This window comes from Persicobacter psychrovividus, from assembly GCF_036492425.1.
Lineage (GTDB): Bacteria > Bacteroidota > Bacteroidia > Cytophagales > Cyclobacteriaceae > Persicobacter > Persicobacter psychrovividus.
This window is the reverse complement of record NZ_AP025298.1, coordinates 24,300-40,330: the sequence shown is the minus strand read 5'-3', so window position 1 is coordinate 40,330 and position 16,031 is coordinate 24,300. Positions and strand designations below refer to the sequence as shown.

Genomic DNA, 16,031 nt, shown 5'->3' with positions numbered 1-16,031 from the left:
TAGTTAAAAAATCGTGATGGAATGTATTGCCGCCGGTCTGTAATAATTAAAAAAATCGAGATGGAATGTGTTGCCGCCGGTCTGTAATAGTTAAGGAATTGGGCGATTAATTGGGAAAAAAGGGTTTGATTTATACTCAATCAGGGGTATATTTGAGCGTAACAATCAATTTATTTCTGTTTATCCGCATTTTTGTACACCAAATGAAAGAGTTAAGGTCGATAAAAAATTTTTTTGAGGAACGCCCAGAACTTCCTGTTTCTGTAATTGAAAAAGCTGCGAAACTCACCAAAGGTAGATTAAGTAAAATTTTGAACGGTTCGGCAAACCTAACCCCGATGGTGGTTAATAAAGTCCGGCCAGTTATGGCTAAATATGGCCTCGAGATTGACTATCGCTCTATCACGATCAGTTTTTACAATAACAAAGGAGGGGTGGGTAAAACCACTTCTGTGCTTAATGTTGCTGCTTGTTTGGCAAAATTGGGACATAAAGTGCTGATGGTTGATTTTGATTTTCAGTCCAACCTGACCCGTTCCTGCACCGATGGTAGTGAAAAGGTCTTTCAGCATATTTTTCACCCAGATGGCGAAGAGGTGGTCAAGTATCGTGTGTTGCATAATGGGGATAAACGTGTGAAAATAGACCTGATTCCCTCTTCTTATGAGTTGGATGATGATAAGGAACGCTTGAAGTCGGATGTAAATTATATGTACCTGATGCGCAATCGTCTTGAAAAGTACAAAGATGAGTATGATTTTATATTGATTGATAACTCTCCGGGCAAGTCCTACCCTTCCATGGCGGCGGCTGATTATATCTTTGTTCCCTCGCATGCGGAGGGTTATTCCGTTTCGGGAATGGACAAAGTGATGGAGCAGATTAAGGAAGTGAAATTCGACCTGAACCCTAAATTGAATCTTTTGGGCATTTTTGTTACCAGCTTTGTGGGGTCACAATCTGCACAGCAGGTGGCGATGGAAGATCTGAATACTTATTTTAATGATAGTATGCTGACTACCTTTATTCCTCGGTCGTCGGTCTTGGAACAGAATGTTTTGCTTCGCAAAGACTTGATGCAATATGGCTCCACCAGCGATGCGGGAAAAGCCTACATGCAATTGACTGTTGAGATGTTGAACCGTTTGGATTTTAAAACTGAAATTCCAGAATTTGCCCTTTGATTATGAGTTTGAAAAATAGACTGAGACAAGCGAACGATAAAAGTAATTCCAATAATTCACTGCAGGTAAGTGCCAATCAGCGGATGTATTTACCCAAAGATTATCCGTTGGTGATTTTGGAAGAGCTTAAAGCCTATTTACCGCCGCTGAATCCCAATGAACAAAAAACATTGGAGGCGAGCATCAAAAGCGAAGGTGTGCGTGAGCCTTTGATTGTTTGGAGTAATGGGCAACAGGATATTTTGGTTGATGGGCATAACCGTTATGCCATTTGTCAAAAGCTCAACAAGAAATTTGCGGTGCATACCCGTAAGTTCAGGGATATCGAGCAGGTCAAGGAATTTATGCTCAACCTGCAGATTGGGAAAAGAAATCTGAGCAAGCTGCACCTCTCCTATTTGCGAGGAATGAATTATGATCAGCTCAAAAATAATGTAGGAGAGCAATCTGAACAAGGTCGCCCGACCAAGGAAATTGTCGCCGAGAAATTTGGGGTCAGTCCACGTTCGATCATGAATGATTTCAATACCTTTAAAGGTATACAAAAACTGCCCAAAGATATTCGTGAGCGTTTGATGAACCATTCACTGAATATTAAGAAAGCCGACCTTGAAAGGTTGGGGAAAGAAAAGGAGATTTCGACCGAGGTGCAGGTCATTGATTTTCTTCATTCCAAAGTATTGGTAAATGATGATTATGCGAGCGATCAAGATCTGCAATGGTTCGCTGAAAGATTCCAACAAAAGAAAGCAGTCAAAAAAGAACAGAAAATCGGCAGCCCTTTTGAGCTTCTGCTGACCAAACAGCAACGCTCAACCGCAGCGATTCTGAAACAGGCGAAGAAATTCAGCCAGGAAGAAAAACAGGCTTTGGCTGACTATTATATAGCCTTGGCTGAAGAACTCAAGCGTTAAATGTGCAAATTTTGCACATTTGCATTTGCACTTATTTTTCCCAAAAAAACAGCAAATCGAACAGGATCGGTTTGCTGTTTTTTTTGTTATAAATCGGCCCTGCCCCATTTTAGGTAAATGTGCAAATTTTGCACATTATAAAATAACACTCAAACTATACAAAATGGCTTTGTCGAAAATTGAAGATTATGACTCGGAATTGATTGGTTGTCTTTTTTCTTTTGCTTAGTCTGAATCCTCTAATCCGGCCGGATGCGAATACAATAGATTAGGTATTCGTATTAAAAAGGTGTTTCATGAAACTTCTACCTCCCCAATCAGAAAAGTGCCTCCATCATGATCAAGCTGTAAACTCAGACATTGTTCCTGCCCTCAATCTGTTCCGTAGTGAGTATAAATATGGGCGGGGACCATTACCTTGTTGAGACTTTTTGCTTATTGGAAGCAAAGAATTTGGCTTTGGTCGTGGTAATTTACATTCCCTCAGGCTTTGTGGTAGTATTGCCATATTGATGATGTTGGTTTCGGTAGGCAAGTTTACGAAGGTGGGGTACAGTGGAAATACGAGGTGGATGGTCAAACATATTTCGATAACTCACTTTACATAGTGGTTTTTATAATTTGATTCATGCCTAATTTTTGCCTTTTGTATAAATAAAATTGACATGACAAAGCCACACCTACAAAGTCTTAGTATTAAAAATTTCAGGTTTTTTAAAGAAAGGACAACTTTTAATATTGCTCCGATTAATGTGATTACGGGAACCAATAGTAGCGGGAAAAGTTCCGTTCTTAAAGCCTTACGGTTGCTTTCTGAAAGTTCACAAAAACATGGTTTAAGAAAACTAAATCTTAGTTCAAAAACACATCAATTAGGTGATTTTGAACAGGTGAAGAATAAGTATTCTGACAACAAATATATTTCTTTCTCTTACCAAATTTCGAATACAGAAAATTTGTTCTGGGGTGTTACAGATGTTTTTTATGTTCATTTGATCTTTGGCCCCCAATACGGGGCTCTGGATAATCGTTTATTAGAATTATCGATTTCAGATGGTAGACAACCTGAGGGAACGTGTTTCGCCTTTGAAATGGCATAACCCAGGACTTATTTTTTCATTTAATGACCTTGCAGGAAACACAAGAGAATCTCCACTTTATTTAGTGATATTTTATATGAGGCATTTAGTCAAGAAAAGGGATTGAACCAAAAAAGGGTGGTTAATAATGCTTATCGTAATATTGCTAACCTTTCAGACTCCCTATTCGAGGCTTTGATACATAAGTTGTTTATTAGGTATTCAGGGTTGGGGTTGAAAGACAACCTAAAGTGGAACGATGCTGAGCACTTGAAATATGCTGATGAATATGTTTTATGGTCTGTAGAGGACTTGTTTGAGAATAGGGAAGTGAATTTTGACTTGACTTCTATCCGATATGTTAAAATAAAAGATATTTTAACAACAGACTGTAAAGAGTTCATTGATCACCTTTTCACTGATCTGTTGAAACTAAAGAAAGCGATATTATTACCTGATATTCCTGTGGTAAATGCCGTTCGGTCCAGTACACAGCGTTTGTATCAACTGGATTCCGACAGTACAGATTTTAATCAAAGTATTAATTTTGTTCATGATCTTTTAGAAAATAAACAGTTCATATTTTATGGACTTGATAAGGCCAGCGCTAATTCTTTAATGTTTAGCCCGATTGATAATGCGTGGCTAAATGATGAAAATAGTGAATTATTTAACGAGAGGGAATGGGCGGCACGTGAAAAGGAGATTAAATTGAATGAGCAGATTTTAAATAAACGGCAACAAAAGCTGAAGAGGCAAGCATTTAAATACTGTACATTCTCGGATGATCGTCTGAATTTTATTCACGATTGGCTTCATACATTTGGGTTGGGTTTGACTCTAAAAATAGAACGGATCGAAGGGGGTCGTTCAGAGAGTAATAATAATTAATCAAGAAGCTGAAGAAGTAAATATTGCCGATTTGGGGTTTGGCTATTCTCAGATTTTAGCAGTTATATTTAAAATTGCCTCAATTTGTACTCCTATTAAAATACCATCACTGAAGCTGGATGGAATTAATTTTAATTTTTGGAATTATAAAACGCAAACCTTCCAATATTATCAAGTTTTAGGTGACTCGACGGGTAAACCCAACTGGTCCCGGGATGCTTTTGATTGTGTGTATAAAAATACCTTAAAACTAATCAAAGAAGAAGGCCCTGTTTATGACCGCAGTACTCCACGGGAGTTGATTATTTTAGAAGAGCCTGAGACGAATTTGCACCCAAAGTTACAGTCGATGTTAGCAGATATGTTGATTGATGCAACGCACCGTTTCAATGTGAATTTTATGGTTGAAACGCATTCAGAATATTTGATTCGAAAACTTCAATTCAATGTGGCGACCAAACAGATTGACCCTAATCTTATCAATTTGTATTATTTAAACCCTGCCACCGAAAACACGACGCCGGAGGAGCAATGTTATAAAATTGATATTCGCCCTGATGGTACCCTTTCCAGAGAGTTTGGTGAAGGTTTTTTGGATGAAACCTCTATGTTGATGATGGGTTTGGTAACAGGTAATTATAGGAAGTAGCATGTAAAGAGAACCTATCAAGAGTTTCTGCAATATTGATTTTTTGCAAGAGCTCGAAAAACAACTGTCGGGTGTAAGTTTATTGACGGCCACGGATAAGGATGAATTAATGCGTAATTTGGTTACCTTCCTGAATAAATCAACTTTCATTGCCTTCGACAAAACAGACCTTTCAAGCCATCCTGAGTTCATGAGTTCGCTGATTGGTCAGTCTTTATTAAATAACGCTATTACAGGGCGTGGGGGATTATTTGATGGGAATAGCTATCAAGTTGGTGACGGATTTACAACCCACTTTTCTTTTGGGGAAACAGGTGGCTTAAAGAAAATGATTGCTTCACCGCAGGATTGGCAACCCTATTCTGGACAGAAAGAATATCGGATAAGTAAAGATTCTGTTGGACAGCATACGCTAAACTCGTGGGGAGCGCTCGATGCATTGAAGCACTACACGGAGAGTTTCATCATTGTGGATAATTACCTGTTACAGCGACGTGATAAAAATGGCATTTCAGATTTTCAAATCAATCGCTGTTGGTATAATTTAAAGACTATTGTTGAGCAGGTATGTGCGGGCAATATGGATGAGCCTCTTGATTTGCTTGTTTGCGCTAACTTTGGTTCTAACGATGAATTGGCTTTGGAAGACCTTGAGTTTTGGTACGATAAACTGAACTGGTTTTTGGAGTTTGATTTAGGGCAGACGCAAGTAAACCTAACCTTTGTTCATGATGCAGATAAAAGTCTCCATGATCGTTGGATGTTCAGTCATTATTTTGCCTTCAAATCAGGAAATAGCTTTTCAAATTACTTTTCAGAAAGAGCTGGGCAAAATTGCGTACAGATGAAGGGAGGGACGGATCTGTCAGTTATTCCGATGAACGGTATGGAGGGGGAGGTAACCAAGGCGAAGTTTTTTATCGATAATCACCTTTTAGCAATTGGTAAAGTGGTTCAAAGCACAACCTTATTTAAAGGCAATAAAGAATGTCGATTGTTGGAAGTTGCAAGTAATGCGTAAAGGTAGTAGCTTTTGGGATTACGTTCTAATTCAATTTCTCCTATGTCAATAAACAAAATCAAACGCTTTCAATTGATCGATGAGGCAATTCAAAGCAAGGTAAAATATAACTTCAAAGAGCTTCGCGAATTTTTGAATAATCGATTGGACGATGCAGTCAGTGAGCGGACGGTCAAGCAGGATATTTCGGATCTTAAGAATGGAGTTTTTCGGGATAAGATGGCGCCGATCAAGTGCAATCAAAAGTTGGGTTATCATTATACGGATGCTAATTTTTCGCTGTTTGGTGGTGAGCTGAGTGAGATGGATAAGGGTGAGGTGAAGAATGTCATTACGATGTTGAGCCAGTATCAGCAGTATGAGCAGTTCAGTAGCATCAAGGAAAGTATTCAGTTGTTGAGTGCACAGTTTGATGTGGCTTTGCAGGCGGAAAAGAAACAGCAGAAGATCTTTTATGATGAACAACCGCTGAAGGGGATTGGGTTGATTGCGGATTTGCACAAGGTTTTGAATGAGGACGGGACCATTCAGTTGCTTTATCGAACATTTGATGGGGAGGAATATGATGCCTTGGTGCATCCATATTTGCTCAAGCAGTATAATAACCGATGGTTTTTGATCGGTATGACGGATAGCGATAAGGAATTGCGGGTGTATCCTTTGGATCGGATTATTCAGTTTGAGCAAAAGGAATACAGCTTGGAATATCCACCGCAGTATCCGAACGTCTCGGCGCTTTATAATTTGTGCGTGGGGGTAACGATTTATAAAGATACCCAACCTGAAAATGTCAAACTGAAGTTTTACGGCAACCGCAAGCATTATGTATTGACCAAACAACTGCATAAAACGCAAGAAGTCATCGAGGATACGGAGGATTATTTGATCGTTCAGCTTAGGGTGTACTTGAATAAAGAGTTGGAGAGTAAAATTTTGGAGTATGGGGCGGATGTGGAAGTTTTGGAGCCTGAACCGCTACGGGAGTCCATCAAGGGGCTTTTTGAAAAAGCGATAAAGCGTTATCAATAAAAAACAGAGCGATCCTCTGAAAAAAACTTGTCAGAAATGACAGGTTTTTTTTTACCCTTTTGAAAAGTGCAGGAATCTCGCACTTCTGTTCCCGTCTTTTGTAATGTCATCAGGGACAAACAACAAACATTCAAACCAACCCAATTACTTTACTATGGAATTACTACGCACACTGAACATCTTGCCCCAGTCATCAACCTCAAACGCATTGAGCTACAATGCTACTTACGGTGGAGCACTGACCGATGGCTACACCAGTGCTGCGGGTAATACCTACCAGAATGGAATTCGAGTGTCGGACGACTTGTTGGTAGTCGAGGACATTGGTCACGGTTACAGCCGTTCGTTTTTGAATGGCATCCGCATTTACAGTCGGGATAAAAAGACCTTGATCGCTGAGCGTCGCTTTCATTGCTATTTCTACAATAAGCAGTCGTCAGTAAATGAGGCGGTAGAATTGTTGGAGGGTGAGATTTACGCCGCTGCCCGTCGCCAGAACCACAGCCTCCGTGAGATTGATGTTCGCAGCAAGTGTCGCCAGGCGATCGGACAGGTGATGTTGCAATCGGCAAATAAAAATTTCCTTTTGGAATAAAAAAACAAGGGGGATTTGAAAAGTGCAGGAATCTCGCACTTCTGTTCCCGTCTTTTGTAATGTCATCAGGGACAAACAACAAACATTCAAACCAACCCAATTACTTTACTATGGAATTACTACGCACACTGAACATCTTGCCCCAGTCATCAACCTCAAACGCATTGAGCTACAATGCTACTTACGGTGGAGCACTGACCGATGGCTACACCAGTGCGGCGGGTAATACCTACCAGAATGGAATTCGATTATCGGACGACTTGTTGGTAGTCGAGGACATTGGTCACGGTTACAGCCGTTCGTTTTTGAATGGCATCCGCATTTACAGTCGGGATAAAAAGACCTTGATCGCTGAGCGTCGCTTTCATTGCTATTTCTACAATAAGCAGTCGTCAGTAAATGAGGCGGTAGAATTGTTGGAGGATGAGATTTACGCCGCTGCCCGTCGCCAGAACCACAGCCTTCGTGGGATTGATGTTCGCAGCAAGTGCCGCCAAGCGATCGGTCAGGTGATGTTGCAATCGGCAAATAAAAATTTCCTTTTGGAATAAAAAAACAAGAGGATTTGAAAAGTGCAGGAATCTCGCACTTCTGTTCCCGTCTTTTGTAATGTAAACCACAACAAAATATGATGATAGAAAAAAATACCCAAGCCGTATTGGTCTCAGAAAACATCGAGTATGTCAATGGTGAAAAATATTTGCACAGTATCCAGTTGTTCGACGACCAGAGCCGGCAACTATTGATGGAAAAGCGATTCAACAGACCTCACCAAACCGCTTTTACCATTGAGCAGGTCAAGCGGATGATCGACCAGCTTTCACATCAACAAAAATCCATTCAAAACACAATTGCACACGCCTAATGATGAACATGAATATCACTCAACCCCTAAAACACATGCCTGTAAAAATGCTGTCTTTCAATCGTTCTGCGGTTTCCAATGATGCCCTGAAAATTTTTAAACATGAATTCAGAAGTGTACTACACTTGATGATTGAGCTCGATGGGGAATTGATGATTTATTTTCATGCTGGAAGCATCGCGCAGGAAGGTCAATTGATAGGCAGAATAAAAGAACTGATAAAAATGTAGCCTTTTTATAAAGTGCAGAAAACCCGCACTTCTTGGCCTTAATTTTACATCATCATCACAAACACACAACAACACATGACTATGGAACTACAAGCAAATAACAATCAGCAAGTAACTATTTTGGATGCTCAAGCCACCGATTTTGGCTTTGTTTTCTCCAGTGGTGAGCGACAAGCAGGAAAGCTTCGCATTGTTGAGGACCTTGGAGGGGCCGTTGCTACCCGTTTGCTGATGGGTTTCAAGGTTTATTTCGGCAATACCCTGATTGCGGATGAAAACTTTGTGGGTCAGAAAATGGGCTATGCTCGAAATAAGGTCTGTAATATGATTGAAGACAGCACCGTTCGAGGACTGGAAGAATACTGTGAGCGCAGAAACAGGCCTTTCGATAAGGGGAAGGCGAGAGCGATGGTCAGACAGTCATTGGACCTGAGCTATTTCGCCAACGAGGAGCCTTTGGGTGAATTATTGGACAGCTGGGGAGTGTAGATAAAGCAGTCATTTCCGTACTGACGTTGCATGGAACGTCCCTACAAATTACCCTTATAGAACCCAAAAACTTAATTCTCAAATCTGATTAAAGATGAACAACTCACTGACAACCTCTCGCCAAGACATTACCACCAACCTGGAACTAACCGCTGGGCAAGCGACCGAAATGGGCTTTTTGTTCATGGAAGGTAAACGACAGGCTGGAGGAATGGAGATCAATGAATCCGTAGCCACAACCCGAGGCATTCGCTTGCTGATGGGCTTTACGGTCAAGGTCAATGGCCAGGAGATTTGCAGTGAGAATTTCGTCGGACAAAAGATGGGCTATTCTCGGGATAAAGTTCGGAAAATGGTAGAGGAATCTACTTTCAAAGGCTTGGAGGCTTATGCCCGTCGATCCAACCGACCATTCCACAGAGAAGCCACACGCGCCAAACTTTGCCAACTGTTGGATGAATCCTATTATCAGCAGAGCGATGAAGCTATTTTGGACCTGCTTGGTAGGCTCTGATTATTTTGAACAGATATAAAAATCATCATTCTCAACCACAAATTCTACCATCATGAATATTTCAACAACCGAAACCAACCCTCAAATGGATCTATTCAACACCCCAACGACCCCAGAACACGAATGCCTCAAAGGACTGATCATCACTGCTCAGTATACTACACCATCGGGTGTGTTGATTGTGGAAGGTTGCCGACATCTCGAAGACTTACAGGTGGTCGAGAAGTTTGCCTTTCTGACCAATGGACAGGTGCGTATTCAAGAGCTGAAAATCAAGTTTGCAGGCAAAGAAATCGGCAAGCAAAATTACTTCAAAGCCAAACAGGTGTATTCCCCGCTGAAAATCAAGGAACTTGCCAAGGCTTTGACCATGGATAGCCTGACCACTTTTGTGCAGAATGGTGAGGTAGCACTTGATCTGAAACAAGCAGAAACCAAGGTGGAAAAAATCCTGGCTGATGCTTATATGGCCAAGCAACAGGAGGCGATGGATGATCTGCTCGACGCCTGGGGGTTGTAGGATTCGCTGGTCGTAGCCTCTCGCTACGATACTAAAATATGGCAATCGACCAATTTACCCACAGATAAATCAGTGGGCTACAATAGTCAAACCCATTAAAATGGGTTGGCGTGGTGGTTCATTCGAACGGCAATTTTGAATGGATATAGAGCTTCGATTGAATCAAGTGACCAACCTACTTCAGTAGGTTTAACACTGTTAGCTCATTGCTTTAGCTGTGGGTACACACCTTCCGGGTGTGATGACGAAACCATTAACTCAACTTTTGAAGGCGAGCCCGATCTTTACCGGAGTATTGATTAAAATTTTCCACTAAAATCCTTAAGTGCAAAATCACTGCACTTCTCTTGATCACCTTTGTATTAACACATCTACCTAAACGATCATAACATGAACTTCAGAAAAAGAATCACCCTTATTCCTGGCTTACTGAAAGTGAACCTTTCCAAAACGGGTGCAAGCTTGACGATCGGCCCAGACGGCTGCAATGTCAATATTGGAAAGAAAGGGACTTATCTCAATACCGGCATACCGGGCAGTGGCCTTTACGATCGGAAGAAGATTAGTGGGAGAAGCAAACAAAAGCCCTAAGCCGGCTATTTGAAGCTGATTTTCTTACCTCTTACAAACCAAAATATTTCCATGACAACACAAATTATATATCCCAAAAATAAGCTGAGTACCCCCGTTTTATCACCGATTTGTTACGGTATTGATTTGGGAACCACCTACAGCCTTATCGCTAAAGTGGATGCCGAGGAAGTAAACTTCAGTGTTTCCAACAATCGTATTCCGGTGAAGTTAATCAAGACCCCTCAGCAAAGCCCACGGGATTTTGATCCGGTGATCGAAGATGAGAAACTGGCCTCTATGGTGGCGTTGGTGAATGGGAAGCCATTTGTGGGAAATAATTTGTACCACCTCAAGGGGATGGATGGCTTCAATTATAAAGAGAACTTCTTTTACCATTGGAAGGTAGAGATGGGGGTCGATCAGTGTCCCATGTATCCGAATGCCGTTAGCGATAAGTTTGATATGCCCTATAAAATTGCGGGAGGAATCTTGAACTATATGCGGGCGCATCATTTGAGAAGCAAGGATGAAGTATTGCCCAATACGATCATCACCGTGCCGGCTTCTTTTCAGCCTAACCAAAGGCAGGATACTTTGCGTGCGGCAGAACGTGCCCACATTCAGACCAACGAAAAGATGTTGATTGATGAGCCCAATGCGGCCTTTTTGGGTTATTTCAACCGATTGGATGAGCAGGAGAAACAACGATGGGCCAAGGAGGTCCGCAACAAAAACATCCTGGTGATTGACTTTGGCGGTGGCACACTCGACTTGTCGATTTTGAATGTTGATTTCCGAAAAGAGGAAGGCATTGCCATTGGTAATGTAGCGATCTCAAGGTACAACGATTTGGGTGGTCAGGATTTGGATACCTTATTGGCTGAAGAGCTTTTGTTTGACTTGTTCAAGGGAAAATGTCCGGAGATAGAAACCGTGGATCATCAGGTACTTCAGCAGAAGATTTTCCCACAGCTGTCCGTTATTGGCGAGCAACTCAAAAAGGGTATTTGTGAAAAAATCAGCTTGAAAGCAAGGGATAAAAATGCGATGGATTTGCCTTTGGAGGATATTCATTTTGAGCTCTTGGATGCTGAAGTGATTTATGAGGGGAATACCTACTTTATGGATCCGATTAAAATCAGTGGAGAGGAGTTTTTAAAACTGTTTCGAAAGATCTTTGCAGGTAAAAAGCATGAGTTCAAATATCAGGACAAAACCGTGCATTCGGTCAGTTCATCGATTGGGGATATTATCGAAAAAGCCGATCTGACGCTCGATCAGATTGACTTCACCTTGTATGTGGGCGGCAGCAGTTTTAACCCACTGCTGAAAAGTCTGGTAGGGGAGAAGTTGCAAAATACCCAGCACCTGCAAACCAACGAACCCGATAAGCTCGTGGTGGAAGGAGCGACGGTTTATTCCTATTTCTTGCATCATTATGGCGTGTCCTTGATTACACCGATCACAGGGGAAAATATTGGCATCATTACCCAGGGGGAGCAATTTTATACCTTGATCGAAAAAGGAAAACAGTTGCCCGCTACGGTGGATATTCCACATTTCAGGTTGCAGAGCAATTTGAATCAGGAGGTAGTGATTCCGGTATGTATCAATGGGGTAGATTTCCCGATTGGTGAGCTGCGTTGCGATTTGGAAAAGGTCTATAATATTGATGCGGAAGTCAAACTCAAGGCGACCATTACGGAGAATAAAATGTTCGATGTTTCGGTTTATATAGACAATGAATTCATTGACCAGGCGACTTTTGAAAACCCTTTCAGTTTGGGAAAAATGACCGAAGAGGAGTTGGAAATTCATCGGACCAAAATGGCGATCAACAAAGCCAAAACCAAAGGCAGGAAGTCAGAAGAAAAAAGACTGATTCGCTCTTTGATCTGGATGCATTCTGATATGAATAACCATGCAGGAGCTGTTGAAACCGCCGAGGAATATATTAAGCGATTTGACGATCAGGATGAATGGGTTTGGAATTTAAAACACTGTTCGTTAAGTAGTCTGGGGCGGAGAAAAGCTTCTATTCAGGCCTTGGAGCGGTCGTTGGAGATTAACCCGAATAACTCTTCTATGATTTACAATTACTCATTGATCCTTGCCGAGGACAGTGATGAAAAAGCATTGGAGTACTTGGAAAAACAGCCTGAGGGAATCAAATCAGATGCGACGATTCGGTTGAAAATAATTGCATTGAAGCATGAAATAGGGCAGGATGTTAAAACCGAAGCCCAGTCCGTAGTGGATGATTATAAAGCACAACCCCACCATTATTCAGATTTTGATAAAAGGGTAATGCTGAAGCCTGTTTTCAAAATCGCTGGGGAGGCTTACGCTTATACTTCACCGAAGAAAAATCGAAACGAGCAGGATAAAGGAAAATACCTGTCCACCAATAATCTGCCGGTGGTATAGTACAGACGTTGCATGCAACGTCCCTACCCCCACATAGCATCCACTTGTCCAATACATCATTTTTAAATTAAATTTACCAAATAGATATGTTCTTAATTCCTTACAACAAACTCTCTGAAGAGCAAAAAAGCGTTATCCGCCGCATCTCCCGCCAAGACAGCAACCTGTTCGTGCAAGGCCCTCCTGGCTCAGGCAAAACCTTGATCAGTCTTTATACCTTGAAGGAGATGATTGAAGAACGTGCGATCCGTCCATTGTTACTGATGTATAATCATAGTCTGTATGGTTATCTAAGCAAAGCGATGGAGGAGCTTGAGGTAACCGACAACGTTACCATTGCCACCAAAGACAAGTTGTTTTGGGATGTTTCTCGTGATTTAGGCTTTCGACCTCAGCAGTGGGAGGAGGTTTATGATGCTGTAAAAAGGAGAAAAGTTAAGAAAAGACGCCCTTATGATAAGGTTTATATGGACATATTGAATTTTCTGAAAGATGAGTCGCTTCCCAAATATGATTTCGCCGTGATCGACGAAGTGCAGGACGTTAGTTTGGAGGAATGGAATCTTTTGAAGCGCATGACCACCAAGGTAATCTCTTTGGGGGACTTTGATCAGGGGGTCTATGACACCAATTTGCAGGAATGGCATATCACTCAAAACGCCAACAAGGAATCCTTGACCGCTATTTTTCGCTTCCACAAACATATTGCGGAGTTGGCCGAACCTTTCAGTAGAAGTAAAGACTCATTGGTGAGTAAGGTTACCCGTGAGGAGTCCGCTGTACCGATGCTCTATGATGTACATTCTTCTGAAGAAGCAGATAAAATCGCTGAAATTTTGCGTAGCCTACGAGCAACACGGGAGCGTGTGGGAATTTTGTGCCCAGACCGTGGATTGTTGGTAGAAATGGAGAAAAGCCTTTCAGATAGAGGGGTTAATGCAAAATTTTATGCCAAAAACAACGAATTACGTGAGCATGATTTTACCTCAAATGAGCCATTGCTTTTGACCAGCTTCAGTGCCAAAGGATTGGAGTTTGAGCACGTGATCATGTTTGGTTTCAACAACGATTCGGCCAAGGTTTCTGAATTCGCCCGTGAGCAATATTTGAATGATATCATTTATGTAACCATCACCCGGACCAATAAAAATTTGTATGTGATCCGGAATGAAAAGACTGTTTCGGCCATCAAAAACATGAAGGTCAGCCAAAGTAATCAATCCCCAGAACTCAGCATTGACGATTTATTCTAATGGAAAATAAGAACAACCTTCGCAAAATGGTCATCAGCCTCAAGGAGGCAGAATTATTGATTTTCAACAAGGCCCTCTTGATACAGGAGGAGCGCTTGACCATTCAGCACCGTCAAAAGAACTACAGCGTCAAAATTTCCTTTCAACAGGATCACCCGCGCTTATTTCAGGGACATCAGCTATTGCTCTTTTCAGATATTGTAGAGTTTGAATGTGTGGAAGCAGATTTCAAGTTGTTTTCCAGTCAGTTCGCTTTGCCAATGGGTTTGTTAAAAACCACTAAAGCTGAGGTTCGGGACGATGAGCAGAAATACCAGGAAGAGATCCTTGATCAAAGTGCTTTGCGGGTTTTCACCAAGCTGAAAAATGTGCAGTCCTATTTTTTGGGGTATCAGTTCGAGCAACTTGATCAGCAAATAAATTGGAGCGATTTTAAGATTAATTTTATCCAAGAGATCAGTCAGTGCAACTATTTTCAATCTCTTCCCCTGAAAGGGAAAATCCCGAATCTCTTGTATGATCGTCGGGTTTGGTGGATGAAATCTGTGGGGGAGTATTATAAAAACCATCACTTTATTGGCATGCCTCAGGCCGAGGAAAATTTAGCAGAATTAAAAAACTGGCTGAAGGTATTTGTGCAGGGAACAGAACAACAAGTGCAGCAGGCTTTGCTCGCGGTACCTGATTTTTTATTGCCTGAGTTACCATTTATTCTTGGGTATTATACTGCCTGCCAGAGTTATGAAAAAATTGAAAACCGGAGTAAGAATATCTCTGGATTGGTTAGCACACTAAATAAATCCGCTTTGGGAGCGTATATGTCTGAATATCAATATTGGACCACCGTATTTTTGGCGGTTCACCAGGATGACCTATATGGTATTCACGCTATTGAGGCCATTCGACCACCTATTCAAGCTTTGGATAATGCCTTATGTGAGTGCATTTTAGGCGTTGGAAATGAGGGGGGTATAGCCTTGAAGCCAACCAATGAAATAACTAAAGAAGAACGGGTAAGGCAATATAAAAGCCTCCTTACCGGCAGGAAGGCCAACCGTAAATCTGAGTTGATACAGCCCGAGGAAGTCGAAGAAAAGCTGAGGCAGAAATGGCAGTCCGAATTGGTATTTGTTGATGTGCTTGCCCGATCTAAAGGAGCAGTCAATACACTCCAAATGGTCAATCAGCAAATTTGCCTGATGACCCCATCGTATGAACTGCCCATTCATCGACGGACTTTTATGCTGCCAGAAAAACCACCCAGGGCAATTGAGCAGTATTTACAGGCGAACAAATACAAATCGATGCCTTTGGCTGATTTTGTTCCCAAAAATAAGGAGGTCATTTTCTCGCAGGGGGCGCAGGTGGCCGGGGTTACTCAGCCCCATGAAGTGCAATTTGACGGTGCTTTTGAATTGGTGATGGATGCTATTCGACTCCAAGGGAAAAAACATCCAAAATGCGTCTTCATCCTCAAGGTTAATCGGAAACAGGAAGAATTGCATCAGCAGGCTTTTGATGCCGAGCGTCGTCAGGTGCAGGCTTACCTGAACCAATTTTTTGAGGAAGTAAATCTGATCGTGAAGAATGTGAAGAAAAACATAAAGCGTCCGTCAGACAAGGAGCTTTTGAGATTGCTCGGGCAGTCGATGGAAGGGGTGCGCCTAAAGGATACTTTCATTGCGATGCATCAGATTCCTTCAGAAACAGCGCATTGGCTTGTGCAGGCTACTGATGATTTCTTTATTGACACAGGCGCAATCCCAAAATGTATAAATACCTTGATTTAAAGCTAAAT

18 protein-coding genes are annotated in these 16,031 nt (G+C 41.7%); all 18 read left to right on the top strand.

Annotated elements, in window-relative coordinates; genetic code table 11:
- Positions 1–203: 203 nt before the first annotated feature.
- Positions 204–1,184, top strand: coding sequence for a ParA family protein (locus AABK40_RS21785; protein WP_332920742.1), 981 nt, complete (start codon positions 204–206; stop codon positions 1,182–1,184).
- Positions 1,185–1,186: 2 nt separating this feature from the next.
- Positions 1,187–2,098, top strand: coding sequence for a ParB N-terminal domain-containing protein (locus tag AABK40_RS21780; RefSeq protein WP_338399384.1), 912 nt, complete (start codon positions 1,187–1,189; stop codon positions 2,096–2,098).
- 665 nt (positions 2,099–2,763) lie between these two features.
- Entirely contained in the window at positions 2,764–3,198 is a 435-nt protein-coding gene (locus tag AABK40_RS21775) for an AAA family ATPase (protein WP_338399383.1), read from the top strand.
- A 213-nt stretch (positions 3,199–3,411) separates the two neighbouring features.
- Positions 3,412–4,068, top strand: coding sequence for a hypothetical protein (locus AABK40_RS21770; RefSeq protein WP_338399382.1), 657 nt, complete (start codon positions 3,412–3,414; stop codon positions 4,066–4,068).
- Positions 4,069–4,099: 31 nt separating this feature from the next.
- On the top strand, positions 4,100–4,717 hold the full coding sequence (locus tag AABK40_RS21765) for an AAA family ATPase (RefSeq protein ID WP_338399381.1): 618 nt from the start codon (positions 4,100–4,102) through the stop codon (positions 4,715–4,717).
- A gap of 43 nt (positions 4,718–4,760) precedes the next feature.
- The gene (locus AABK40_RS21760) at positions 4,761–5,738 is read left to right on the top strand and encodes a hypothetical protein (protein WP_338399380.1); all 978 of its coding nucleotides are present in this window, start codon (positions 4,761–4,763) and stop codon (positions 5,736–5,738) included.
- Positions 5,739–5,780: 42 nt separating this feature from the next.
- Positions 5,781–6,767, top strand: coding sequence for a helix-turn-helix transcriptional regulator (locus tag AABK40_RS21755; RefSeq protein ID WP_338399379.1), 987 nt, complete (start codon positions 5,781–5,783; stop codon positions 6,765–6,767).
- Between the two features lie 154 nt (positions 6,768–6,921).
- Positions 6,922–7,362, top strand: a complete 441-nt coding sequence (locus tag AABK40_RS21750; RefSeq protein ID WP_338399378.1) for a hypothetical protein — start codon at positions 6,922–6,924, stop codon at positions 7,360–7,362.
- Between the two features lie 110 nt (positions 7,363–7,472).
- Positions 7,473–7,913: a hypothetical protein gene (locus tag AABK40_RS21745; RefSeq protein WP_338399377.1), complete on the top strand. Its 441-nt coding sequence runs from the start codon at positions 7,473–7,475 to the stop codon at positions 7,911–7,913.
- A 77-nt stretch (positions 7,914–7,990) separates the two neighbouring features.
- Entirely contained in the window at positions 7,991–8,227 is a 237-nt protein-coding gene (locus tag AABK40_RS21740) for a hypothetical protein (RefSeq protein ID WP_338399376.1), read from the top strand.
- Positions 8,228–8,262: 35 nt separating this feature from the next.
- Complete coding sequence (locus AABK40_RS21735; RefSeq protein WP_338399375.1) at positions 8,263–8,457, top strand: hypothetical protein; 195 nt, start codon at positions 8,263–8,265, stop codon at positions 8,455–8,457.
- Between the two features lie 81 nt (positions 8,458–8,538).
- Positions 8,539–8,946, top strand: a complete 408-nt coding sequence (locus AABK40_RS21730) for a hypothetical protein (protein WP_338399374.1) — start codon at positions 8,539–8,541, stop codon at positions 8,944–8,946.
- 94 nt (positions 8,947–9,040) lie between these two features.
- The gene (locus tag AABK40_RS21725; RefSeq protein WP_338399373.1) at positions 9,041–9,460 is read left to right on the top strand and encodes a hypothetical protein; all 420 of its coding nucleotides are present in this window, start codon (positions 9,041–9,043) and stop codon (positions 9,458–9,460) included.
- Between the two features lie 52 nt (positions 9,461–9,512).
- Complete coding sequence (locus tag AABK40_RS21720; protein WP_338399372.1) at positions 9,513–9,980, top strand: hypothetical protein; 468 nt, start codon at positions 9,513–9,515, stop codon at positions 9,978–9,980.
- Between the two features lie 390 nt (positions 9,981–10,370).
- Positions 10,371–10,571: a DUF4236 domain-containing protein gene (locus tag AABK40_RS21715; RefSeq protein WP_338399371.1), complete on the top strand. Its 201-nt coding sequence runs from the start codon at positions 10,371–10,373 to the stop codon at positions 10,569–10,571.
- Between the two features lie 51 nt (positions 10,572–10,622).
- Positions 10,623–12,980: an Hsp70 family protein gene (locus tag AABK40_RS21710; RefSeq protein ID WP_338399370.1), complete on the top strand. Its 2,358-nt coding sequence runs from the start codon at positions 10,623–10,625 to the stop codon at positions 12,978–12,980.
- Positions 12,981–13,066: 86 nt separating this feature from the next.
- Positions 13,067–14,233 carry an AAA family ATPase gene (locus AABK40_RS21705; protein WP_338399369.1) on the top strand — a complete coding sequence of 389 codons (1,167 nt, stop codon included), beginning with the start codon at positions 13,067–13,069 and terminating at the stop codon, positions 14,231–14,233.
- On the top strand, positions 14,233–16,023 hold the full coding sequence (locus AABK40_RS21700) for a hypothetical protein (RefSeq protein ID WP_338399368.1): 1,791 nt from the start codon (positions 14,233–14,235) through the stop codon (positions 16,021–16,023). Before AABK40_RS21705 ends, AABK40_RS21700 begins: the two co-directional genes overlap by 1 nt.
- Positions 16,024–16,031 lie beyond the last annotated feature (8 nt).

What these genes read in the sequence shown, in the direction of transcription:
- AABK40_RS21725 (WP_338399373.1), top strand. Translation starts at nt 9,041, where the DNA reads ATGAACAACTCACTGACAACCTCTCGCCAAGACATTACCACCAACCTG.
- AABK40_RS21735 (WP_338399375.1), top strand. Translation starts at nt 8,263, where the DNA reads ATGCCTGTAAAAATGCTGTCTTTCAATCGTTCTGCGGTTTCCAATGAT.
- AABK40_RS21785 (WP_332920742.1), top strand. Translation starts at nt 204, where the DNA reads ATGAAAGAGTTAAGGTCGATAAAAAATTTTTTTGAGGAACGCCCAGAA.
- AABK40_RS21700 (WP_338399368.1), top strand. Translation starts at nt 14,233, where the DNA reads ATGGAAAATAAGAACAACCTTCGCAAAATGGTCATCAGCCTCAAGGAG.
- AABK40_RS21775 (WP_338399383.1), top strand. Translation starts at nt 2,764, where the DNA reads ATGACAAAGCCACACCTACAAAGTCTTAGTATTAAAAATTTCAGGTTT.
- AABK40_RS21745 (WP_338399377.1), top strand. Translation starts at nt 7,473, where the DNA reads ATGGAATTACTACGCACACTGAACATCTTGCCCCAGTCATCAACCTCA.
- AABK40_RS21710 (WP_338399370.1), top strand. Translation starts at nt 10,623, where the DNA reads ATGACAACACAAATTATATATCCCAAAAATAAGCTGAGTACCCCCGTT.
- AABK40_RS21750 (WP_338399378.1), top strand. Translation starts at nt 6,922, where the DNA reads ATGGAATTACTACGCACACTGAACATCTTGCCCCAGTCATCAACCTCA.
- AABK40_RS21720 (WP_338399372.1), top strand. Translation starts at nt 9,513, where the DNA reads ATGAATATTTCAACAACCGAAACCAACCCTCAAATGGATCTATTCAAC.
- AABK40_RS21740 (WP_338399376.1), top strand. Translation starts at nt 7,991, where the DNA reads ATGATGATAGAAAAAAATACCCAAGCCGTATTGGTCTCAGAAAACATC.
- AABK40_RS21705 (WP_338399369.1), top strand. Translation starts at nt 13,067, where the DNA reads ATGTTCTTAATTCCTTACAACAAACTCTCTGAAGAGCAAAAAAGCGTT.
- AABK40_RS21780 (WP_338399384.1), top strand. Translation starts at nt 1,187, where the DNA reads ATGAGTTTGAAAAATAGACTGAGACAAGCGAACGATAAAAGTAATTCC.
- AABK40_RS21755 (WP_338399379.1), top strand. Translation starts at nt 5,781, where the DNA reads ATGTCAATAAACAAAATCAAACGCTTTCAATTGATCGATGAGGCAATT.
- AABK40_RS21730 (WP_338399374.1), top strand. Translation starts at nt 8,539, where the DNA reads ATGGAACTACAAGCAAATAACAATCAGCAAGTAACTATTTTGGATGCT.
- AABK40_RS21715 (WP_338399371.1), top strand. Translation starts at nt 10,371, where the DNA reads ATGAACTTCAGAAAAAGAATCACCCTTATTCCTGGCTTACTGAAAGTG.